General features: G+C 54.5%; 20 protein-coding genes and 1 riboswitch. Of the genes, 15 read left to right on the top strand and 5 right to left on the bottom strand.

Going from position 1 to position 21360, the window contains the following annotated elements; genetic code table 11:
- Nucleotides 1–76: 76 nt before the first annotated feature.
- On the bottom strand, nt 77–502 hold the full coding sequence (locus AC812_RS08915; protein WP_061914016.1) for a nucleoside 2-deoxyribosyltransferase: 426 nt from the start codon (nt 500–502) through the stop codon (nt 77–79).
- A gap of 229 nt (nt 503–731) precedes the next feature.
- Between AC812_RS08915 and AC812_RS08910 the strand changes: the two genes are divergently transcribed.
- The 5 genes from AC812_RS08910 (at nt 732) to AC812_RS08890 (ending at nt 8508) form a co-directional block, all read left to right on the top strand.
- On the top strand, nt 732–1385 hold the full coding sequence (locus AC812_RS08910; RefSeq protein WP_061914014.1) for a LysM peptidoglycan-binding domain-containing protein: 654 nt from the start codon (nt 732–734) through the stop codon (nt 1383–1385).
- A 95-nt stretch (nt 1386–1480) separates the two neighbouring features.
- Nucleotides 1481–2017, top strand: coding sequence for an NUDIX hydrolase (locus AC812_RS08905; protein WP_061914012.1), 537 nt, complete (start codon nt 1481–1483; stop codon nt 2015–2017).
- A gap of 184 nt (nt 2018–2201) precedes the next feature.
- Nucleotides 2202–5798 (top strand): pyruvate:ferredoxin (flavodoxin) oxidoreductase, encoded by a 3597-nt coding sequence (gene nifJ, locus AC812_RS08900; protein ID WP_061914010.1) that lies wholly within the window; start codon nt 2202–2204, stop codon nt 5796–5798.
- A 69-nt stretch (nt 5799–5867) separates the two neighbouring features.
- Complete coding sequence (locus tag AC812_RS08895; protein WP_061914008.1) at nt 5868–6875, top strand: dihydroorotate dehydrogenase-like protein; 1008 nt, start codon at nt 5868–5870, stop codon at nt 6873–6875.
- Between the two features lie 268 nt (nt 6876–7143).
- Nucleotides 7144–8508, top strand: coding sequence for a fasciclin domain-containing protein (locus tag AC812_RS08890; protein ID WP_082148948.1), 1365 nt, complete (start codon nt 7144–7146; stop codon nt 8506–8508).
- Nucleotides 8509–8686: 178 nt separating this feature from the next.
- On the opposite strand, the gene infA is transcribed toward AC812_RS08890, so the two are convergent.
- Entirely contained in the window at nt 8687–8938 is a 252-nt protein-coding gene (gene infA / locus AC812_RS08885; RefSeq protein WP_061914006.1) for a translation initiation factor IF-1, read from the bottom strand.
- A gap of 55 nt (nt 8939–8993) precedes the next feature.
- A complete protein-coding gene (rpsU, locus tag AC812_RS08880) occupies nt 8994–9194 on the bottom strand; it encodes a 30S ribosomal protein S21 (RefSeq protein ID WP_061914004.1) in 201 nt (66 codons plus the stop codon).
- 342 nt (nt 9195–9536) lie between these two features.
- On the opposite strand from rpsU, the gene rplS reads away from it, so the two are divergent.
- The 5 genes from rplS to AC812_RS08855 all read left to right on the top strand — a co-directional run bounded on the left by rplS (nt 9537) and on the right by AC812_RS08855 (nt 12898).
- Nucleotides 9537–9884 (top strand): 50S ribosomal protein L19, encoded by a 348-nt coding sequence (gene rplS / locus AC812_RS08875; protein WP_061914002.1) that lies wholly within the window; start codon nt 9537–9539, stop codon nt 9882–9884.
- Between the two features lie 86 nt (nt 9885–9970).
- Nucleotides 9971–10699, top strand: a complete 729-nt coding sequence (locus AC812_RS08870) for a gamma-glutamyl-gamma-aminobutyrate hydrolase family protein (protein ID WP_061914000.1) — start codon at nt 9971–9973, stop codon at nt 10697–10699.
- The gene (gene murI / locus AC812_RS08865) at nt 10696–11529 is read left to right on the top strand and encodes a glutamate racemase (RefSeq protein ID WP_061913998.1); all 834 of its coding nucleotides are present in this window, start codon (nt 10696–10698) and stop codon (nt 11527–11529) included. Before AC812_RS08870 ends, murI begins: the two co-directional genes overlap by 4 nt.
- An 86-nt stretch (nt 11530–11615) precedes the next feature.
- Complete coding sequence (locus tag AC812_RS08860) at nt 11616–12143, top strand: DUF3090 domain-containing protein (RefSeq protein ID WP_061913996.1); 528 nt, start codon at nt 11616–11618, stop codon at nt 12141–12143.
- A gap of 29 nt (nt 12144–12172) precedes the next feature.
- Complete coding sequence (locus AC812_RS08855) at nt 12173–12898, top strand: SCO1664 family protein (protein WP_061913994.1); 726 nt, start codon at nt 12173–12175, stop codon at nt 12896–12898.
- Here the strand turns inward: AC812_RS08855 and AC812_RS08850 are convergent.
- On the bottom strand, nt 12877–15090 hold the full coding sequence (locus AC812_RS08850; protein ID WP_061913992.1) for a heavy metal translocating P-type ATPase: 2214 nt from the start codon (nt 15088–15090) through the stop codon (nt 12877–12879). The two genes, AC812_RS08855 and AC812_RS08850, sit on opposite strands and share 22 nt — an antisense overlap.
- The gene (locus tag AC812_RS08845) at nt 15083–15484 is read right to left on the bottom strand and encodes an ArsR/SmtB family transcription factor (RefSeq protein WP_061913991.1); all 402 of its coding nucleotides are present in this window, start codon (nt 15482–15484) and stop codon (nt 15083–15085) included. Before AC812_RS08845 ends, AC812_RS08850 begins: the two co-directional genes overlap by 8 nt.
- A 171-nt stretch (nt 15485–15655) precedes the next feature.
- Nucleotides 15656–15766, top strand: a riboswitch (molybdenum cofactor riboswitch).
- 164 nt (nt 15767–15930) lie between these two features.
- Between AC812_RS08845 and AC812_RS08840 the strand changes: the two genes are divergently transcribed.
- The 5 genes from AC812_RS08840 (at nt 15931) to AC812_RS08820 (ending at nt 21312) form a co-directional block, all read left to right on the top strand.
- The gene (locus AC812_RS08840; protein ID WP_061913986.1) at nt 15931–17685 is read left to right on the top strand and encodes an aldehyde ferredoxin oxidoreductase family protein; all 1755 of its coding nucleotides are present in this window, start codon (nt 15931–15933) and stop codon (nt 17683–17685) included.
- 164 nt (nt 17686–17849) lie between these two features.
- The gene (locus AC812_RS08835) at nt 17850–19034 is read left to right on the top strand and encodes a tungsten cofactor oxidoreductase radical SAM maturase (RefSeq protein WP_061913984.1); all 1185 of its coding nucleotides are present in this window, start codon (nt 17850–17852) and stop codon (nt 19032–19034) included.
- Nucleotides 19031–19270 carry a MoaD/ThiS family protein gene (locus AC812_RS08830; protein ID WP_061913982.1) on the top strand — a complete coding sequence of 80 codons (240 nt, stop codon included), beginning with the start codon at nt 19031–19033 and terminating at the stop codon, nt 19268–19270. The genes AC812_RS08835 and AC812_RS08830 overlap by 4 nt, the downstream gene beginning before the upstream one ends.
- A complete protein-coding gene (locus AC812_RS08825) occupies nt 19271–19657 on the top strand; it encodes a MoaD/ThiS family protein (protein WP_236839235.1) in 387 nt (128 codons plus the stop codon).
- Nucleotides 19658–19896: 239 nt separating this feature from the next.
- On the top strand, nt 19897–21312 hold the full coding sequence (locus AC812_RS08820) for a DUF8173 domain-containing protein (RefSeq protein WP_061913980.1): 1416 nt from the start codon (nt 19897–19899) through the stop codon (nt 21310–21312).
- The last annotated feature ends 48 nt before the right edge of the window (nt 21313–21360 follow it).

The following is a 21360-nucleotide window of genomic DNA, read 5'->3' as shown; positions in this document are numbered from 1 at the left end:
TCTGCGTCTCCATGTCTTATCTTACCTCAAAGGTCTGACATCCGTTATTGTGTTTCATCACAGATTCAGGATGACCTTATTCACAATCCAGACCCCGTAAAAAGTCACGGATTAATATGACAGCCTCCTCGCTATCCTTGTACATTCCCATGCTGAAACGAGGATGATCGTTACCCAGAATCATTTTGGAAACGGCTGCCCCAGCCCGAAAACAGGCCAGCACCGGTTTTTCCAGCATCAGCGCCAGCGCAATTTCATACCCCACCCCATGCGAGGGTGTGCTCACCTCCGCAATCAACGCATCACACGCCCGCACCCAGTTGACATCCCGGCGGTAAACCTCGCGCGGATCCACCACCATTTCCATGTCCATCACCTGTGGGCTGGCAAGGATTGCCGTAGGCACATGATGACCATCTTCCAGCAAAGCCCGCACAATGGTGGCATAAACCGGCTGATCATTCCTGCCGCCGGTAATTGAACAGGAAAAATAAATGTTCATTTTCGTGTAGAAACCCCGAAAAAAGAAATCCTTGCGCTCAATTTTACCCGCATTTTTTCAACACCGAAAAATCAAAATCTGGCATACTTATTGCATGGAGTGATGAAATTACCCCCGAATCTTCGCTTGACGCAGGATAATGCTTATGCTAGTATCATTGCAAGTGATGAAATCCTGAGGAAAGTTTACACGAAATTCGGGAATTCGTACCCTCAGAAGGAGAATGAAGATGAAAAAGAACCTTTTTGTAGTGGCGCTGATCAGTATACTGGTTGTGGTGAGCATGGCTGCCTGCACTCGTTCGGCCACCACCAAACAACCCGGCGAAGCCACCGCCACCTCCGAAATCCCATTCCCGATTTCTACGGTTGATCCGAACCAGCGGCTGACCGAAATCGTCCAGCAGACTCAGGCTGCCCAGCAGCCGACCGCCCAACCGCAGGAAATCACCCCGGAAACGCCCGGCGAAGCAACACCGATTATTGTGGTCACCGACACACCGGTACCCCAACCCACTACCACTCTGCCGGTTTTGCCAACCCTCAGCCGCCCGGAAACTTACACCCTGCAAAAAGGCGAATGGCCCATCTGCATCGCCCGGCGCTATAATCTGGATCTCAACTCTTTCTTCTCCGCCAACAACCTCAACATGAATTCCCGCCCGGCTGAAGGAACGGTTTTGAAGATCCCCGCAACGGGTACCTGGTCTTCCGGCCCGCGCGCTCTCAAAGCCCACCCGGCTGATTACACCGTCAAAGCCGGCGATACCATCTACTCAATCGCCTGCGACTTTGGAGATGTGGATCCGCTGGCCATTGCAGCTGCCAACAACCTGCAAGCCCCATACACCCTCAAAGTCGGAGACGTTCTCCGCATTCCGTAAAGCCGTTTCTTCACTGAGCGGCCAGTGTAAATGGTACAATCATGGCAGGGGAAACCCTGCCATTTGTGCTTAATTCCAAATCCAAAAGGTGCAGGATGAACTTTGCCATTCTTCAACGAGAAACCATCTATCGGGGTCGTGCTTTTGAGGTGGAAAAGGTGCATTTGAGGCTGCCGGATGGTGCCGTCCGCCCCTACGATCTCGTCCAACACAGCGGTTCGGTTACCATTGTCCCGCTGGACGCTCAGGGAAATATCTTGTTTGTAAAACAGTACCGCATTGGCGTCGGCGAGGAATTACTGGAACTTCCGGCCGGTGTGCTGAACGAGGGGGAGGATCCACACACCTGCGCTGCTCGTGAAATTCGCGAGGAAACCGGCATGGCAGCCGGAAAGCTGGAACTACTGGGCGACTTTTACCTGGCTCCCGGTTATTCCAGTGAACACATGTACATCTTCCTGGCGAGCGCACTTTACCCCTCCCCTTTGGAGCAGGATGCCGATGAATTTTTGCAACTGGTCACCATTCCGGCCGAACAAGCCGTGGAAATGGCACAGAATGGAGAACTGCGCGACGCCAAAAGCCTGGCAGCGTTGATGCTGGCGCAGAAGCGGTTGAGGGGTGATTTGTAAATATGACAGGAAACATACAAATTAAATGACCAATATAACTTACCCATTCGTCCAAGAAAAGATACACTCTCATAGATGAATGTCTGGACACGCAAGACGGCCGAACATTAAAACAGCCTGACTTTCAGAGAAGAAAGCAGGCTGTTTTTGGGATTTCTATCATCTCGATGTGGAGTTAACCGACATGACACGACAAAAGATTACCGTAGATGCCAATGAGGCTGTTGCTTATGTGGCCTATCGGCTGAATGAAGTCATCGCCATCTACCCGATTACCCCCTCATCGGGGATGGGCGAACTGGCTGATGCCTGGTCAGCCGCCAAAATCCCCAATATTTGGGGCACCGTTCCGCTGGTTGTGGAAATGCAATCCGAAGGGGGCGCCGCCGGTGCGGTTCACGGCGCTTTGCAAACCGGCTCGCTGACCACCACCTTTACTGCCTCTCAGGGCCTGCTGTTGATGATCCCCAACATGTACAAAATCGCCGGCGAACTAACCCCGGCTGTTTTCCATGTTTCGGCGCGCACAGTGGCTACCCACGCGCTCTCTATTTTTGGCGATCACTCCGATGTAATGGCCACCCGCCAGACCGGCTGGGCTTTGCTGGCATCCCGCTCACCACAGGAAGCCCATGACATGGCGTTGATTGCCCAGGCTGCCTCGCTGCGTTCACGCATCCCCTTCCTGCACTTCTTCGACGGTTTCCGTACATCTCACGAAGTGAACAAAATCGAATATCTCAGCGAAGATGACCTGCGCGCCATGATTGACATGGAAGCCGTCCGTCAGCACCGCGCCCGCGCCCTCAGCCCCGATCACCCCGTCCTGCGCGGAACCGCCATGAACCCGGATGTCTTCTTCCAGGCACGCGAAGCGATCAACCCCTTCTATAATGCCTGCCCGGCGATTGTCCAGGAAGCAATGGATCAATTTGCCCGATTGACGGGGCGCTCCTACCATCTGTTTGACTACGCCGGTGCGCCGGATGCCGAGCGGGTGATCATCTTGATGGGTTCCGGAGCCGAAACCGCCGAGGAAACCGCCCTTTACCTGCAGCAGCAGGGTGAAAGAGTCGGCGTGGTTACCGTCCGCCTTTACCGCCCCTTCTCGCTGGAAAGCCTGATGAAAGCCCTGCCGGCCAGCGTCCAGAAGATTGCTGTTTTAGACCGCACCAAAGAACCCGGCGCCGCCGGTGAACCCTTGTATGAAGATGTGGTAACCGCCGTCACCGAAGCCTTACGGACTGGAAAAGCGCCGTTTCAACACCTGCCGGTGATGGTTGCCGGTCGTTACGGTCTTTCTTCAAAAGAGTTTACGCCGGGCATGGTCAAAGCCATCTTCGATGAATTGAAATCCGATACCCCGCGCAACCATTTCACCGTGGGGATTGTGGACGATGTCAGCCACACCAGCCTGGACTATGATGCCTCCTTCTCGATTGAACATCCTCAAACCGTGCGCTGCGTTTTCTTCGGCCTGGGCGCAGATGGTACCGTAGGCGCCAATAAAAACTCAATCAAAATCATCGGCGAAGAAACCGACAACTACGCCCAGGGTTACTTTGTGTATGATTCCAAGAAATCCGGCTCGGTCACTATTTCGCATCTGCGTTTTGGCCCGCGCCCGATTCGAGCGCCTTACCTGATCCAACCCGGCCAGGCCAATTTTGTCGCCTGCCACCAGTTCACCTTCCTGGAACGGCTGGATGTTCTCAAATACGCCGCTCCAGGCGCCGTGTTCCTTCTCAATAGCATTTATCCGCCCGATCAGGTATGGGATCACCTGCCGCGCGAAGTTCAACAAACGATCATTGATAAAAAATTAAAATTCTACGTGATTGACGCTTATGAGGTCGCTCAAAAGACCGGTATGGGCGGCCGCATCAACACCATCATGCAGACCTGCTTCTTCGCCATCAGCGGTGTTTTACCGCGGGATGAAGCCATTGCTCAAATCAAGAAGAGCATCGAAAAGACGTACGGTAAACGCGGCGAAGCCGTGGTCAAACGCAATTTTGAAGCGGTGGATCACACCCTCGACAACCTGTTTGAGGTCAAAGTGCCGGATCGGGTGACCAGCACATTCAGCCGCCGCAAGGCTGTTGCCGATGAAGCCCCGGCTTTTGTACGCGAAACGCTGGCGCCGATGATGGTGTTTGAAGGCGACAACCTGCCGGTCAGCAAACTGCCGGTGGACGGCACCTTCCCCACCGCCACCGCCCGTTGGGAAAAACGCAACATCGCCTTGGAAATTCCGGTTTGGGACCCGGAGGTATGCATCCAATGCGGCAAGTGCGCACTGGTTTGCCCGCATGCGGTCATCCGCCAGAAAGTCTATGACCCCAAATATCTGGAAAATGCCCCGGAGACTTTCAAATCCACCCCTGCCAAATTCAAGGAATTTCCAGGGATGATGTTCACCATCCAGGTCGCCCCGGAGGATTGCACTGGCTGCGCCCTGTGCGTGGAAGCCTGTCCCGCCAAGAACAAGTCGCAGGTTGGTTTGAAGGCGATCAACATGGCTCCTCAGCCGCCCCTGCGCGAAACCGAACGGGTCAACTGGGAATTTTTCCTCTCCCTGCCGGAGGTGGATCGCACGGCGATCAGCGTCGGGACGGTGAAAAACTCTCAATTGCTCGAACCGCTATTTGAGTTCTCGGGCGCCTGCGCCGGTTGCGGCGAAACGCCCTATGTCAAACTGGTATCTCAGTTGTTCGGCGACCGCACCGTGATTGCCAACGCCACCGGTTGTTCCTCTATTTACGGCGGTAACTTACCCACCACCCCATGGGCGGTCAACCGCGAAGGGCGCGGCCCGGCATGGTCGAACAGTCTGTTTGAGGATAACGCTGAATTTGGTTTGGGCATGCGCCTGACCATTGACAAACAAAGTGAGTTCGCCCGCGAATTACTGGTGGCGCTTGCTCCCCAAATCGGACAGGTTTTGGTAGATGCCATCTTGACCGCCGACCAGACCAGCGAAACCGGCATCAAAGCCCAGCGCGAACGGGTAGCCCAATTGAAACAGGTGCTTCAATCGCTCAAAGACCCGCGCGCTACCATGCTGTTGGATCTGGCAGATTTTTTGGTGCGCAAGAGTGTCTGGATCATCGGCGGTGACGGCTGGGCTTACGATATCGGCTACGGCGGTTTGGACCATGTCCTCGCTTCCGGGCGGGATGTCAACATTCTGGTGCTGGATACCGAGGTGTACTCCAACACCGGTGGACAGTCCTCCAAGGCTACCCCGCGCGCAGCGGTTGCCAAATTTGCCGCCAACGGGAAGAACCTGCCCAAGAAGGACCTTGGCATGATCGCCATGGCCTACGGGTATGTCTATGTGGCGCGCGTCGCCATGGGCTACAACGACGCCCAAACCCTCAAAGCCTTCCTCGAAGCCGATGCCTACGAAGGCCCGTCCCTGATCATCGCTTACAGCCACTGCATCGCTCACGGTATTGACATGCGCAAAGGCCTGGAGCAGCAAAAACTGGCAGTTCAAGCCGGGGTCTGGCCTGTCTTCCGCTACAATCCCATGCTGTCAGAAGAAGGCAAGAATCCCCTGCAGCTCGATTCGCGCGATCCGTCGGTTCCGGTGGAGGATTACGCATACAATGAAACCCGCTACCGCATGTTACTGCAAAGCGACGAATCCCGCGCCGAAGCCTTGATGAAACTGGCCCGCGAAGACGCCATCCGCCGCTGGAAACTCTACCAGCAAATGGCTGCCATTCAGTATAATGGGCACGGGCAAGAGCCAGCCGCTGGTAAGAGCGAATAAAACCACCCCTGCAGCGTGCGGAAGGTTCTTTCCGCACGCTGGCTTAATTCACGACGAGGAGAAATAACGATGGCAGATCTGACTACCACTTATCTGGGTTTGAAACTCAAAAACCCTCTGGTCGCTTCGGCTTCACCACTGTCCAAAAAAGTTGAAGGGGTCAAGCGGCTGGAAGACGCCGGCATCAGCGCGGTTGTGATGTACTCGCTCTTTGAAGAGCAAATTGTCCACGAAAGCCACGCCCTCGATTATTATCTGACCCGCGGCAGCGAATCCTTTGCCGAAGCGCTGACTTACTTCCCCGATCTTGAACGTTACAATGTGGGGCCGGAAAGCTATCTGGAACTGATTTACCGCATCAAAAAAGCCGTCAGCATTCCGGTCATCGGCAGCCTGAACGGCATTTCCACCGGCGGCTGGATCAATTATGCCAGACGAATCGAGGAAGCCGGCGCGGATGCCCTTGAACTCAATATCTATTACGTCCCCACCGATCCCCAATTGACCAGTCAGGAACTGGAAGCCACCTATGTTCAACTGGTGCGCGATGTCCGTAGTCAGATCCAAATTCCGCTGGCGGTAAAACTCAGCCCTTACTTCACCGCCTTGCCCAACCTGGCTGCTCAACTGGCCGAAGCAGGCGCCAACGGTCTGGTACTGTTCAACCGCTTCTACCAGCCGGATCTGGACATCGAATCGCTGGATGTGGTGCCCAACCTGGTGCTGAGCACCTCCGATGAATTGCGCCTGCCTCTGCGCTGGGTGGCAATTCTCTACGGGCGCATAAAAGCCGACCTGGCCCTTTCCAGCGGAGTTCATAGCGCCAGGGATGTGGTCAAGGCATTGATGGCCGGAGCAAATGTGGCCATGACCACCTCCGAATTGCTGGCAAAGGGCATTGGACGGGCAACCGAAATCCTCACCGACCTGAACAACTGGCTGGATGAGTTCGAATACACCTCCGTTCAGCAGATGATTGGCAGCATGAGCCAGCAGGCAGTTGCCGAACCGGCCGCCTTTGAACGCGCCAATTACATGAAAGCCCTGATGAGTTACGATAACCGAATCATCTGGTAATCAAACCTCCGGTTGAGCAAGCCTCCCTGAGTAGACCACTCAACCGGTAAAGAAAAATCATCCATCAACGGTGTAGCTGCAAAAAGGTGCGCTGCACCGTTTTTTTATTTTGATCCAGTCCAAACAAGCGGTTTAGTTAAGTATTTTTTAATACATTACACAAACATTATACAAAGCCCAAATAGTGTTTGACCAAGTTTATACAAAACCTTATACTCTGGATATCAACAAAATCAATCCAAATTTTAGAAGGTATGAGGAGAAAAAAATGAAACGCTTGATGTTGTTTGCTCTGGTTGCTGTGCTGGCTTTGGCTGCCTGCGCTCCTGCGGCTACACCTGCCCCAACGGCAGCCCCCACCAACACCCCGATGCCAATGCCCACCAACACCCCCGCTCCGCAAACGATTGTGGACATTGCCGTAGCGGATGGCCGATTCACCACTCTGGTTGCCGCTGTACAGGCCGCCGGGCTGGTCGAAACATTAGCCGGTGAAGGTCCCTTCACGGTGTTTGCCCCCACCGACGAGGCTTTTGCCAAACTGCCGGCCGGTACCATTGAGGAGCTGCTCAAGCCCGAAAACAAGCAGCAGTTAACCGACATTCTGCTGTATCATGTAGTCCCGGGTAAGGTCATGGCAGCGGATGTGGTCAACCTGAGCGAAGCCGAAACCGCGCTTGGCGAAAAGGTCAGCATTAAGGTTGAAGATGGCAAGGTATTCATCAACGATGCCCAGGTCATCCTCACCGACATTGAAGCTTCAAACGGCGTAATCCACGTGATTGACACCGTGATCCTGCCCCCCAGCATGACCGTTGAAGCTCCCAAAGACATTGTGGATATTGCTGTGGCGGACGGCCGCTTCACGACACTGGTGGCAGCCGTTCAGGCCGCCGGGCTGGTGGACACCCTGAAAGGCGAAGGCCCATTCACCGTGTTCGCCCCCACCGATGAGGCTTTTGCCAAACTTCCGGCGGGCACCATCGAAGAACTGCTCAAACCCGAAAACAAACAGCAGCTGACCGACATCCTGCTCTACCACGTCATCCCCGGCAAGGTCATGGCAGCGGATGTGAGCGATGGACTGATTGCAGATACTGCCCTTGGCACCTCGGTTTTCTTCAAACTGGACATGGGCAAAGCCTATATCAACGAAGCCGAAATCATCCTTACCGATATTGAGGCCTCAAACGGCGTGATCCATGTGATTGATACCGTCATTCTGCCGAAAGATATTGTGGATGCTGCGGTGTTCAATAAGTTCGAAACCCTGGTTGCCGCTGTTCAGGCTGCGGATCTGGTTGAAACCCTCAAGGGTGAAGGTCCCTTCACGGTGTTTGCCCCCACCGACGAGGCTTTTGCAAAACTGCCGGCAGGCACACTCGATACCCTGCTCAAGCCCGAGAACAAGCAGCAACTGACCAACATTTTGCTCTACCATGTGGTGCCCGGCCGCGTGCTGGCTGAGGATGTGGTGAAACTGAGCGAAGCCGAAACCGCACTGGGTCAAAAAGTGACCATCAAAGTGGAGAACGGAAAAGTCTTCATCAACGATGCGCAGGTAATCCTGACCGACATCAAAACCACCAACGGCGTCATCCACGTGATTGATACGGTCATCCTGCCTCAGTAATCCAATCGAATATCCTCTCCTGCCCTCCCCAAGGATTGCAAGAGGATAGATTATCGGTAGACGAACTCCTGCGGCCTGAAAACCGCAGGAGTTCGTCAATAAAAAACGCCCCTCAAAGGCAGGGGCGTTCAATGATTAACCAACAGACGAATGATTCCAGATAGGGTTGAGCAGCGATTTACTCTTCCAATGCCATGGATTCACCGACGCGGCGCTGGCGATATACAATTCTGCCACGGGTGAGGTCATACGGAGACATTTCTACCCGCACCCGGTCTCCCAATAAAATGCGGATGTAATACTTACGCATTCTACCGGAGAGATAGGCAAGCACTTCGTGCCCATTGTCAAGCCGGACGCGGAATTGTGTTCCCGGCAGAGCTTCCACAATGGTGCCTTCGACCTGAATCTTATCTTCTTCTTTTGCCATCATTCCCTCCACACCGGATGAGGATGCTCGCCCAACCGGAATCTAGATCCTGAAACTACTCAGCCGAACGTGAAAACTGGCGGCGCTTGATGCGGCGAATGGCTTTTTTCTTCTCCACCCGGCGCAGTTCGCTTTTGGAAATGAACCACCGCTTACGGCGGACTGTGCTGAGCACACCACTCTTGACGACCTTCTTGCGGAAACGCTTCAGCAACTGGTCTTGTGATTCATTTTGTCTTAACGTGACAACGGTCATTCTTCTCACCTCCCTTCTGGTTCAGGGATGGAACACACAAAAAACTTCGGCTGCAATTCGCCCATGCAGCCGAAGGAATAAGCACCGGTCTGGATTTTATTCTCGGAAGCATTCGGCGATACAACCTCCAACAGAAATTAAAACCATTCAATCTCTTGAATCGAATGTTCAGGCGGTTCTTGACCGCTCACGACCCTAATTATAACCATCCTTTAAGAAATTGTCAAATCAACCAAATTTTTGGAATGAATTCCAGAATCATTGCCCGCCTGAAAACTTCATGGTATAATCTGCCCTCGCGTTAAGGACGCAGGGTAAGAATTCATTGGAAGGAATTGCACCATGGACGATATTTTGAAATCTGTAGAGGCGCCGGTCAACCCCAATATTCCGGAATTGAAAACCGGGGATACCGTTTCCGTGCATGTCAAAATCAAAGAAGGCAACCGCGAACGTATTCAGGAGTTCAAAGGCACCGTTCTGTACATTCACAACAACGGTAATAACTCCACCTTCACGGTGCGGCGGATTGCCAGTAACGGCATTGGCGTGGAACGCACTTTCCTGTTCCGCTCCCCGCGGATTGACCGGGTTGTGGTAGAACGGCATAGCCGCGTGCGGCGCTCCCGCCTGTACTTCCTGCGCGACCGCACCGGTAAAAGCGCGCGCCTCAAACAAAAGTTTAACTAGTCCTCGCCACCGCATTCCAAACCGGAGGGCGCAGTCAAACGCTGGCTGCGCCCTTTTTAGGTAAAATTACCATAGGATATTTATCAATGAAAACGCCACTGATTGGACTCTCCACCGAACGATTGATTGTCCACGATCCGATCGTCAGCGTAGGTGCAAAGGAAGCCTATGCCCGCGCCATTCTTCAGGCTGGCGGAATCCCCCTGTTGATCCCGGTCGGGCTGAGTTTGACCCAATTGCGAGAGCTGTTCCAAAATCTGGACGGGATTTTACTGGTCGGCGGCGGCGATATTGACCCGGCCCGCTTTAACGGCGAACCCCACCCGCGGGTTTATGATGTGGATCCTGCCCGCGATGAGATGGAAATCGAACTGGTGCAGCTGGCCGCAACTCACAAAAAGCCCCTGCTGGGCATCTGCCGCGGAGCGCAGGTGATTAATGTGGCGCTGGGTGGTACCCTCTACACCGATATAGCCTCGCAACTCAAAGGCGCCCTCAAACATGATTATTTTCCGGGCTATCCGCGGGATACACTCGCCCACAAAGTTAAAATCATGGACCAGACCCATCTCGAAAAAATCATCGGCGAGGACGAAATTCAAGTCAACAGCCTCCATCATCAGGGGCTGGCACGTATCGGCGAAGAACTGCGGGTCAGTGCATGGTCGCCGGATGGACTGGCAGAGGCGATTGAATTGCTCGGCCACCGTTTTCTGATGGGCGTTCAGTGGCACCCCGAATGGTTGACCCAACACCCCCGCCACTTTGCCCTCTTTAAAGCATTTATTCAGGCAGCCGGGGAAATGGGGGCATGAATCACCCGCCGGCAATTGGGATTTTTGACTCGGGGGTAGGCGGTCTTTCGGTTTACCGCGCCATTCGCCAGATTCTCCCAGCCCAGCCGGTTATCTATTTTGCCGACCAACAGCACGTCCCCTACGGCAGCCGGCCGTTGGAGGAAGTGCGTGATTTTTCCGAAGCCATTACCGAATTTTTAATTGAGCATGGGGCTGGCTTGATTGTCGTGGCCTGTAACACCGCTTCAGCCGCCGCCCTGCACTATCTACGGGCAAAATTCCCGCACATCCCCTTTGTTGGCATGGAACCGGCCGTAAAACCCGCTGCCGAAACTACCCGCAGTGGAAAAGTCGGCGTGCTGGCCACTCCCGCCACCTTTCAGGGAGCTTTATACGCTTCGGTCGTTGAGCGGTTTGCCTCCGGCGTTACACTGATGACGGATACCTGCACTGGTCTGGTACAGGAAATTGAAGCCGGACGGCTGAAAGGCAGCCCGGCCCGCCAGATACTCCAGAGTGCCCTCACCCCCATGCTGCGCGAAGGGATTGACACGGTTGTGCTGGGCTGTACCCACTACCCCTTTGTCATCCCACTGATTGAAGAAATCTGCGGCCCCGGGGTGCGCGTGATTGATCCCGCCCCCGCAGTTGCCCGCCAGACCCGTCGCCTGCTGGAACAGAATCACCTGCTGGTTGAGGGGAATCGGCCGGCCGAGGTGCGCTTTTATACCAGCGGCGACCCGGCCACCCTGCGCCAGCAGGTTTTCAATCTGGTGGGTGAGCACGGCCTGTTTCAGGCCGCCCGTTGGGAGGAGCGCCGTCTTTTAGAGGTGCAATCTGCCCTCTGAAAGCCCCTCCCCGCCCAGATTGGACAAGAGGATATTTCAACAGACGGTTTCTGGTATACTCAACCTGAAACAGGAGGCGCACCAACATGGCGCATACAGAAATTGAACTTGACCCGGTCACTCACATCACCACCGATGCAATTGGCAAACCCGGACAGCGGGTTTTTTATATTCAGGCCCGCCAGGGTGAAGAGGTAGTCACCTTACTGGTGGAAAAAGTACAGATTCAAACCCTGGCCATCGGTGTGGAGCAATTCTTCAAAGAAATCGCCAGCCGTTACCCACAACTGCCACCGGCTTCCGGTGAGTATGACGAAAATCAAATGCACATCCAGCCGCCGGTGGATCCGCTCTTCCGGGTTGGCGAGCTGGGGCTGGCCTTCGACCCGGAACGCGACATGGCCTGCCTGATCGCCCATGAAGTGCTCTCCGACCAGATTAGCGAGGAGGATGCCGGTGTCGCCCGCTTCTGGTGTACCCGTTCGCAATTGCTTGCGTTGAGTTTATGGGGAATTGAGGTGGCCAACCGCGGAAGGCCGATTTGTCCGCAATGTGGTGAGCCAATGGATCCCGAAGGACACTTCTGCCCCAAGAAAAACGGCCACAAACATTAAGTCCCCCTACCGAAAGGTGCTATCGGTACATGAACGCAGAAACCCCGCAGATACTCACCATTCTTCAAAAGGGTGAAATGACCTTGCGGGGTCAGTTTGTGCATGGTTCCAACTACACCTTTCTGGCTTCGATTGTCCACCAGAACCAGGAATACCCCGCTGTGTATAAACCGGTGCGCGGTGAGCAGCCCCTGTGGGATTTTCCAGCCGGTAGCCTTTCCGGCAGGGAGGTGGCAGCCTATCTGGTGAGCGAATTTCTCGGCTGGCGGCTGGTGCCGCCCACGGTTTACCGCCGCAAAGCGCCCCTTGGCCCGGGTTCAGTACAGTTGTACATTGAGCACGACCCCCAATACCACTATTTTTCCTTCACCCCCGAAGACAGGCAGCTGCTTCGTCCGGTCGTTCTATTCGATCTGGTGATCAATAATGCCGACCGCAAGGGCGGTCACGTCCTCATGGATGAAAATCACCACATCTGGCTGATTGATCACGGCATCTGTTTCCATGAGGAGGATAAACTGCGCACGGTCATCTGGGATTTTGCCGGTGAGCCGATCCCCACTGACCTGCTGAAGGATATAACCCGCCTGCTGGAAGAACTGACCCAAACCGGACGGCTGGTTGAATCGCTCACAGCCTACCTCTCGCCGGCAGAAATTCGTGCCCTGGAACGCCGAACCCGCCGGTTGATTGAAAACGGCTGCTTTCCCCACCCGGCCCCCAGCCGACGCCCCTATCCGTGGCCGCCGGTGTGAGCCGGGGTCTGACCGTACTCATCCCGCACAGCCAGCGGGCGCATACCATTGAAAGTCACCAGCAGCGAAACACCCATATCAGCCAGCACGGCCATCCACATGGTCGTCCAACCGGCCAGCGCCAGTAAAATGAAGACGGCTTTGGTCAGCAGACTGAAAGCAATATTCTGGCGGATAATCCGCTGGGCAAGCCGCGCCAGCCGCATGGCAAACGGCAAACGAAGCAATCCTTCCGACATCAGCACCACATCGGCCGTTTCCATTGCCTGCGCCGAAGCAGCCCCACCCATGGCAATTCCGACCGTCGCCGCCGCCAGGGCGGGTGTATCATTAATCCCGTCTCCCACCATTGCCACAGTCCGATAGCGAGATCGCAATTCCTGAATCAGACGGGTTTTATCTTCCGGCATCAAACCGGCGTGAATCTGCTGGACACCCACCTGTCCAGCAACCGACCGCGCCGCAGCCGGGTTATCCCCGGTCAGCATAACCGGCTCAACTCCCAGCCGCTTCAAGCGATTCACCACCTGTTCGCTTTCCGGACGCAGCGAATCGCTCACCGCCAGATAACCGCGAACCCGTTCCCCATCACAAACCAGCATGGTGGTCTGCCCAAGGCTTTCCGCCGATTCCACCCAGCGGCATAACTCATCGGAATGGGGATGCTCAATCTCAAACAGACGATGACTGCCAATGGTGGCCATTTGCCCATTGACCTGACCCTGAAGACCGAGGCCGTTCAACGCAGAAACCTTATCCGCTGGTGGATAGCGGTTTTCCAATCCCCGCAGGGCAGCTGCCTGCACAACTGCCTGTGCGAGCGGATGCTGGCTGCGCCGCTCCAGCGCGCAAGCCAGCGCCAGCACATCCCGGCACTTTTCACAATCCTGACCGTCCCGACAATCCACCGAGCGGTAGGTAGTCACCATCGGCGTCCCGCGGGTGAGCGTCCCAGTCTTATCGAACGCCACCGCACGCACGCGGCTGAGAGCTTCCAGAAATGCGCCGCCCTTGAACAACACCCCCTTTTGTGCACCTGCCGCAATCGCACTGACCACCGTTACCGGTGTAGAAATCACCAGCGCGCAGGGACAGCCAATCACCAACAGCGCCAAACCGCGATACAGCCAACCACGCGTACCATCCGGCAGGTTCAGTAAAGGCTGGCCGAATAGAATCGGGGGAATGAAAGCTACCAAAATCGCCAGCACCAGCATGGCCGGTGTGTAATAGTGCGCAAACTGATCCACAAAGCGCTGAGCGGGGGCTTTGGAGGCCTGGGCTTCCTCCACCATGCGAATAATCCGGTTGAGGGTGTTGTCGGCCGCCAGACGGGTCACTTCGACTTCCAGAACCGTGCCGCCGTTGATGCTTCCGGCAAACACCTCATCGCCGGGTGCTTTTTCAACCGGCAGGCTTTCACCGGTGATCGGTGCCTGATCAACCGCTCCAAAGCCGCTGCGTACCACTCCATCGGTCGGAATACGTTCGCCAGCCGGAATGATTACCCGATCACCGATTCGCAGATGCTCCACCGCAACCCGTTCTTCGCCATTCTCCGTCTGGCGCAGGGCAGTTCGCGGAGCCAGTTCCGCCAAAAGGCGGATAGAACGGCGCGCTCGTTCAGCGCTGTAACCTTCCAGCGCTTCGGCAACGGCAAACAGGAAGATCAGTGAAGCCGCTTCCGGGTATTCCCCGATGACCACTGCGCCAATCGCCGCCACGGTCATCAAGAAATTCATGTTGAAATCACGGTTAATCCACAAATTCACCAGTGCGCTGCGCGCAATTGGAAAACCTGCCAGCAGCAGCGCGATCAATTGCAAGGCGACCACCCCCCAGCCATCAAAGCCAAAGGCAGAAAACAAAAAAGAAAGGGCGATCAAACCACCGCCCAGCAATGCCAGACGCGTCTCGCGACTGGCAAGCAGGTAACGAAACAATCCGGGCAGAAAGGCTTCTGTTTGAACGCGCGCCGCCGAGTCAGCCGCATCCTCCGCTAAACGGTAGCCCAGTTGTTCTACCCGTTTCTGCACCACCTGCCGGCTGACCTCACCTTCGACGGTCAACCAGGCGGTGCTGAAATTCAACTCAACCCGCTCCACGCCATCTAATTGACGAACCCCTTTTTCAATTTTCAAAGCGCAATCGGCGCAGTCCATTCCTTCAATGCGGTAACGCTGCTCAGCCATGATGTGTGAATGCCTCCTCGATGCTTTTTTCTGGGTGGCGGATATGGTCCAGCCCCATACGGAAGAGATGCTCGACATGCTCGTCATCCAGGCAGTAATACACCACCCGGCCTTCCTTGCGGTAACGCACCAGATTGAGGCTGCGCAGAAAACGCAGCTGATGGGAAACCGCACTTTGACTCATGCCAAGCGCTGCAGCCAAATCGTGAACACACAACTCACCTGCCAGCAAAGCCGAGATTAAGCGCACGCGGCTGGGATCAGAAAGTGCCCCGAAAACCTGCGAAAGGCGGGTGGCCGTCCAGCCATCCACCATGGAATCGAGAGCACGTTCGACCGCCTCGCGGTGAATGTGATGGTCAGTACATTTGGGGGAAAGCACATTTTGGCTCATCTCAACCCTTTTCCAAAACCAATATATGAACATATATTCATACATTATACAGATACTCCTTGTTTTGTCAACCTTTTCACTCTGAAATAAACCGATTGTGACTTTTGTCACTTGAAATCGCGTCCAATGTCATTATTCTTAATAACAGGGATGAGAATCGCGACTTAACCATCCAATGATTTCCTCCGATCCATCAATTCCCTCCGGGATAGATGGACGATAGGGCATGAGAGGCAACTTTCATCGCCTGCCGTTTTGCAAAGGAGGGCCACCCGTTCAAACCGACGGGATGCGTCCTTCTTTTTCGTTGTTATACGCCAAGCGAGTTTCCCCATCCCCATTTTCTGAGCAAGGAGGTAGAAGTCCGCAGAATTTCCAGGCAGTATATAAAAGTCTTAATCCCAAGCCCCCGCAATTTCAATTCAATTTTTGCAAAGGAGGATGCCATGTATTTTGTTAGAGTCAACATGACCGACCGTACTTATCAGGTAACTGAGGTGCCGGAAAAGTACAAATATTTTGCTGGGCGCGCCTTGACTTCGAACGTTGTTGCCGATGAAGTACCCCCGCTTTGTCACCCGCTCGGCCCGAACAACAAATTAGTATTTTCTGCCGGTTTTGTCACCGGTACCAGCGCTCCAACCGCAGCCCGCATTTCTGTCGGTGGAAAATCACCTCTGACCGGCGGCATTAAGGAAGCCAATGCAGGTACCTCATGGGGCGCCGATCTGGCTAACATGCAAATCCGCGGCCTGATCATCGAAGGGCAGCCCAAAGAGAAGGATCAATTCTGGGGGCTGCACATTACCTGGGATGGCAAACCCAAGGTAGAATTCTTCGATGCCACACCCTACACCAAACAACCGCTTTCCGCCGTTTATCCGCCCATTTACGAAAAGTTTGGCGATCGGGTTTCGGTTTGCAGCGTAGGCGCTGCCGCAGAATATGGATACAGCAATTCCGGTGTATGCTTCAACGATCAGTCCAAGCGACCGTCTCGTTATGCAGGGCGCGGCGGTCTCGGTGCGGTGATGGCTTCCAAAGGCCTCAAATTCATCGTGCTTGACCGGCAAGGCGCCCCCGGCGTGGAAATCGCTGACAAAGCCCTCTTCGAGGAAGGTCGCAAGAAAATGATTGATGCGTTGCGCACCCACGCCATCACCAAACCCAAAGGCGGACTCAACTCCTACGGCACCGCCATTCTGATCAATATCATGAACGAAGCCGGCGGCCTGCCGACCAAAAACTTCACCAGCGGCCGTTTTGAAGAAGCCCCCAAGATTGCCGGTGAGGCCATTTTTGAAACCAACAAAGATCGCAAAGGCAAGGAAATCTTCAACCATGCCTGCAGCCCCGGCTGCATCATCCAGTGCTCCAACACGGTCTATGCCGAGGATGGCAGCGAAATTACTTCCTGCCTGGAATACGAATCAGCCTGGTCGCTGGGTGCGAACCTCGGCATCAGCAATCTGGATGACCTTGCCATGCTCAACCAGTTGTGCAACGATTATGGTCTTGACACCATCGAAACCGGCACCACCCTGGGTGTAGCCATGGAGGCAGGCGTGATTCCGTTTGGGGATAGCAAAGCCGCCATCAATCTGGTGCATGAGATGGGCAAAGGCACGACGCTGGGCCGCATTCTGGGAGCCGGCACCGAAACGACCGGACGGGTTTATGGCATCACCCGTGTCCCCACCGTCAAAGGCCAGTCCATCCCGGCTTACGAACCGCGTGCCGTGAAGGGTATTGGAATAACCTACGCCACCTCCACGATGGGCGCCGATCACACCGCCGGCTACACGATTGCCCCGGAAATTTTGGGCGTGATGGGCAAGGTGGATCCGCTTTCGCCCGAAGGTAAAGCCGCCCTCAGCCGCGCCTTCCAGGCGACCACCGCTTTCATCGATTCCAGCGGTCACTGCCTCTTCATCGCTTTTGCCATCCTCGACATCGCCAGCGGTTATCAGGGTATGATCGAGGAGATCAACGGCGTACTCGGTACCAACTGGACAGCCGATGATGTGGTCAAATTCGGCGCAGAGGTGTTGAAAGTCGAGCGCAAGTTCAACGAAGCCGCCGGCATCACCAAAGCCGCTGACCGGCTGCCGGAATTCATGAAACAGGAACCCTTGCCGCCCCACAACACCGTCTTTGATGTGCCGGACGAAGCACTGGATGCAGTTTTCGCCGAGCTCTAACGCATAACCCGGCCAGATTTTTTTCGGGAATGTCATTGCGAACCGCTCTTAAAAGAGCACCGATCTCAACCATCAAAATACACCTTCAAACCAGCGCGGAAATCGCAATGACATTCCCGTTCTCAGAATAATTTCGATTTACCGTTTTCAGTCATGAATGGACAATGAAAATCAGACTTGATCAACAAAATAATCTCAAAATACCGGCCGCGTTTTTACAGCGCCGCAACCTGCCGACCCCGCTGGATTTCTGGCTATTCGAACGGGAGGGGGAACCCATCCTGTTGCCGCGATTGCCCAATTTACGCAAATTGTACATCGAGGTCACCACCGGTTGCAATTTGCAATGCCGCTTCTGCATGCGGAATATTTGGGATGACCCAATTGCCCTGATGACCCGGGACATTTTCGATGCGGTTGCTGCCCGGCTGGCTTTTCTGCCGGAATTAGAGGAAGTCGTTTTTACCAGTTTCGGTGAACCGCTCACCCACCCTAACATCCTCAGCATGATCGAAACTTTCACCAGTCGTGGTTTGAAAGTCACACTGGGATCCAACGGTATTTTGCTCACCCCAAAAATCGTTAGTGAGTTAATTAAACTGGGGGTTTATCGCGTCATGGTTTCGATTGATGGCGCGCAAGCCGAAACCTTCCATGATTTGCGCGGCGCAAACCTTCAACAAATTATTGCCAATCTGGAGCACTTGAAAGAATTAAAAAAGCAGCATGCTACCCGCCTGCCCGAACTGGGCATTGAGTTTGTCATTCTCAAATCGAATGCGGATGAACTGCCTGCGTTGGTACGGCTGGCTTCCAGTTTAGGCGCGGCTCGCTTAATCGTCAGCAATGTCCTTGCCTACACCGAAGACATGGTGGACCAAACCCTGTATGGTTATGCCCCCGTAGATTCGGTCAAGGGGTTTGGGTTTCCAAATTTGGGGTCAGGCTGGTGGTTATGGAACTTTATGGAAATGCCCCGCATGCACTGGGGCGCTGAACGACACTGTCGTTTTGTTCACAGCCGGGCAACAGTGGTGGGTTGGGACGGCGGAGTTTCCCCCTGTTATGCTCTCTCGCACAATTATTCCTATTACACGCTGGATGGACGCAAGAAAAAAGTCACCCGTTACGTCTTGGGGAATGTCACCCAAACCCCGCTGGATGAGATCTGGATGTCGGAAGAGTACATGCAGTACCGCAGTGAAGTAGCCGTGTATCACTTTCCCTCCTGCCCGGATTGTGACTTGCGCAGCACCTGCGATCTGCGCGAACTCAACGAAGGCTGCTGGGGGGTCAATCCCTCCTGCGCCGATTGTCTCTGGTCTCAGGATATTATTCGCTGTCCATGAAAGTCAAAGTCAAGCTTTACGCCACTTTCAGCCGCTATCATCCAGGCACCCTCGCCGGCACTCCTTTTGAGGTAGAATTGCCGGAAGGTTCAACGCTCAGGGACTTAATCAACCATCTTGAAATCCCCGAAAGTGAAGTCAAAGTCTGTTTCATCAACGCCCGAATTCAAGACCTGGATACCCGCTTGAATGATGGCGACGAAGCTGGTATCTTTCCGCCCGTAGGAGGTGGCTGAGTGAACAACATCATTGTAGATACCTGGTTATATGGCGAACTGGCCCGCTTCGGCGGAAATCCTAAAGAGCGCGTCTTCGCCAACTGTAAAGTGGCTTTACCGGAAGGATCTCGATTACGGGATTTACTGGATGTGCTGGGTATGCGCACCGAGGAGCGCGGCATCACCTTTATCAACGGGCAGTTGAGCGCGATGCCCGGCTTGCAGCCGGATCTGGATCATCCCCTGCAGGATGGTGACCGGGTGGCTTTCTTCCATTTACGTTCAATGTGGCCGTTCCAATACCGTCACGGCGTTACCATGATTCAGGAAATGCAAAAAGCCATCATCGAAACCGACCAGATGGGGCTGCATCACGCTTACAGTAAAGACCAACCCACATCATAATCCCCTGCCTGTATAGAGATGGTTACACACAACTTCAACCAGCCCCCAAACGGGCTGGTTGAAGTTTGGAAATTTCGGGCGATCCTTCTTAATTCATAGCGATCTGGAATATCCAGGCCAACCTTCCACTTGGGAAAAAGACAAGTGTTAACGTTCGTTTAATCTTTACCATTACCGCAACCCGGCAAGGTATATTCACGTAAGTAGAGTGACTCGTCGCTTGAAAAAGGAGTATTGAAATGAATGCGAATCAGCGAAAATATTGGGCCGGAGCGGCAACCTTCTTTGCGCTCTTACTCATCTCGATGTTTTTATTTGTTCGACCGGTGGAGGCAACGGTCATTGACGATGACGGAAGCCTACCGGCCAATGAAACCGTCAATGACGACCTGCTCATTACGGGGAACAATGTCATTCTGGATGGCACAGTCAACGGCACAGTCATCGCTGCCGGCAACCGTGTGATCGTCAACGGCACCATCAACGGTGACCTGTTCATGTTCGGCACGGATGTCATCCTGTCCGAAGGTGGAAAAGTAACCGGCAATCTTTTTGGGGCGGCTCGTTATGCGGAGGTGCGTGGAAGTGTTGGGGGAAGTTTATTTGGCGGCAGCACCGCCCTGCTGATTGGCAACAACGCAAAAATCGGGCGGAATGTGTACTACGGCGGTTACAGTCTGGAAAGCCTGGCCGGTTCCACCGTGAACACGGATGCTTTTATGGGGGTGTATCAGGCAATCCTGAATGGTGAGATTAAGCGCAATTTGAGAGTCTCGGCTGGCGCGTTGGAAATCAACGGTACAATCGGCGGAGATGTTGTAGCCGAGGTGTCCTCTCCTGAAGGTGGAGAAACCGGCAGCTGGTTTCTCACCTTTCAACCTGCTTTACCGCCGGCTATTCGCCCCGGTATGCGCGTCTCTCCTCAGGCTGTCATTGGCGGCGACTTGAAATACACCAGCCCAACCGACCAATCCCCGGCTATTCAAGGACGACCTGGCGGACAGATTATTTACCAGACCCCCGTACCGAACGAAGCAGCCCGAAAACCATCCATCTCTCAACCACCTCGCGGCTTTTTTGCCATGCCCGTTGTAAAAACCGTGGTCAACCTCTTGCGCAATCTGATCACACTGCTGCTGTTAGGCGGTTTAGTTTTATGGCTGCTGCCGAACTTCTTCCAGCGAACAGTGGACGAGGCCAACCGTCAACCGCTTGCATCCACAGGGGTGGGTCTGCTGAGCTTGTTGGGCGGTTACGCCGGGGTGCTTCTGGCCGGGGCGTTGATTTTCGGTGTCGGCATCTTATTCAGTCTGATAACTCTGGGCGGTCTGAGCAATGCCATTTTCGGCATCGGATTTTCAGGGCTGGCAGTCTTCCTGGCTTCCTTTACCCTGCTGGTAGCGTATGGCAGTAAACTGGTTGCCTCCTTCTGGATCGGGCAACTCCTCGTGCGGCAAATCGCTCCTCAGGCAAAAAACCCGCGCCTGTGGGCCTTATTAAGCGGTGTGTTGATTTATGTGATTCTACGGGCCATTCCGGTTTTTGGATGGTTAATCGGCTTGCTGGCTACCCTGATCGGCTTAGGCGCTATCTGGTTCGCTTTTCAGTCCGCCCGCCAGCGCCCCTCAATCACAACCGAAGAGAACCCCGCCTGAAAATCTGCCAATACAACCCGAAGATTTTGCAGATTGACCGCCAGACAG

This window comes from Bellilinea caldifistulae (assembly GCF_001306055.1).
In the GTDB taxonomy this organism is placed as follows: Bacteria; Chloroflexota; Anaerolineae; order Anaerolineales; family Anaerolineaceae; genus Bellilinea; species Bellilinea caldifistulae.
The sequence above is the reverse complement of the archived record's forward strand: the minus strand, read 5'-3'. Positions and strand labels throughout refer to the sequence as shown.

Bases quoted from the DNA above. Each gene is read 5' to 3' on its own strand.
- AC812_RS08840 (WP_061913986.1), top strand. From the start codon at position 15,931: ATGTATTTTGTTAGAGTCAACATGACCGACCGTACTTATCAGGTAACT.
- AC812_RS08835 (WP_061913984.1), top strand. From the start codon at position 17,850: ATGAAAATCAGACTTGATCAACAAAATAATCTCAAAATACCGGCCGCG.
- infA (WP_061914006.1), bottom strand. From the start codon at position 8,938: ATGGCAAAAGAAGAAGATAAGATTCAGGTCGAAGGCACCATTGTGGAA.
- murI (WP_061913998.1), top strand. From the start codon at position 10,696: ATGAATCACCCGCCGGCAATTGGGATTTTTGACTCGGGGGTAGGCGGT.
- AC812_RS08905 (WP_061914012.1), top strand. From the start codon at position 1,481: ATGAACTTTGCCATTCTTCAACGAGAAACCATCTATCGGGGTCGTGCT.
- AC812_RS08845 (WP_061913991.1), bottom strand. From the start codon at position 15,484: ATGAGCCAAAATGTGCTTTCCCCCAAATGTACTGACCATCACATTCAC.
- nifJ (WP_061914010.1), top strand. From the start codon at position 2,202: ATGACACGACAAAAGATTACCGTAGATGCCAATGAGGCTGTTGCTTAT.
- AC812_RS08850 (WP_061913992.1), bottom strand. From the start codon at position 15,090: ATGGCTGAGCAGCGTTACCGCATTGAAGGAATGGACTGCGCCGATTGC.
- rpsU (WP_061914004.1), bottom strand. From the start codon at position 9,194: ATGACCGTTGTCACGTTAAGACAAAATGAATCACAAGACCAGTTGCTG.
- AC812_RS08915 (WP_061914016.1), bottom strand. From the start codon at position 502: ATGAACATTTATTTTTCCTGTTCAATTACCGGCGGCAGGAATGATCAG.
- AC812_RS08895 (WP_061914008.1), top strand. From the start codon at position 5,868: ATGGCAGATCTGACTACCACTTATCTGGGTTTGAAACTCAAAAACCCT.
- AC812_RS08830 (WP_061913982.1), top strand. From the start codon at position 19,031: ATGAAAGTCAAAGTCAAGCTTTACGCCACTTTCAGCCGCTATCATCCA.
- AC812_RS08910 (WP_061914014.1), top strand. From the start codon at position 732: ATGAAAAAGAACCTTTTTGTAGTGGCGCTGATCAGTATACTGGTTGTG.
- AC812_RS08860 (WP_061913996.1), top strand. From the start codon at position 11,616: ATGGCGCATACAGAAATTGAACTTGACCCGGTCACTCACATCACCACC.
- rplS (WP_061914002.1), top strand. From the start codon at position 9,537: ATGGACGATATTTTGAAATCTGTAGAGGCGCCGGTCAACCCCAATATT.
- AC812_RS08820 (WP_061913980.1), top strand. From the start codon at position 19,897: ATGAATGCGAATCAGCGAAAATATTGGGCCGGAGCGGCAACCTTCTTT.
- AC812_RS08870 (WP_061914000.1), top strand. From the start codon at position 9,971: ATGAAAACGCCACTGATTGGACTCTCCACCGAACGATTGATTGTCCAC.
- AC812_RS08855 (WP_061913994.1), top strand. From the start codon at position 12,173: ATGAACGCAGAAACCCCGCAGATACTCACCATTCTTCAAAAGGGTGAA.
- AC812_RS08890 (WP_082148948.1), top strand. From the start codon at position 7,144: ATGAAACGCTTGATGTTGTTTGCTCTGGTTGCTGTGCTGGCTTTGGCT.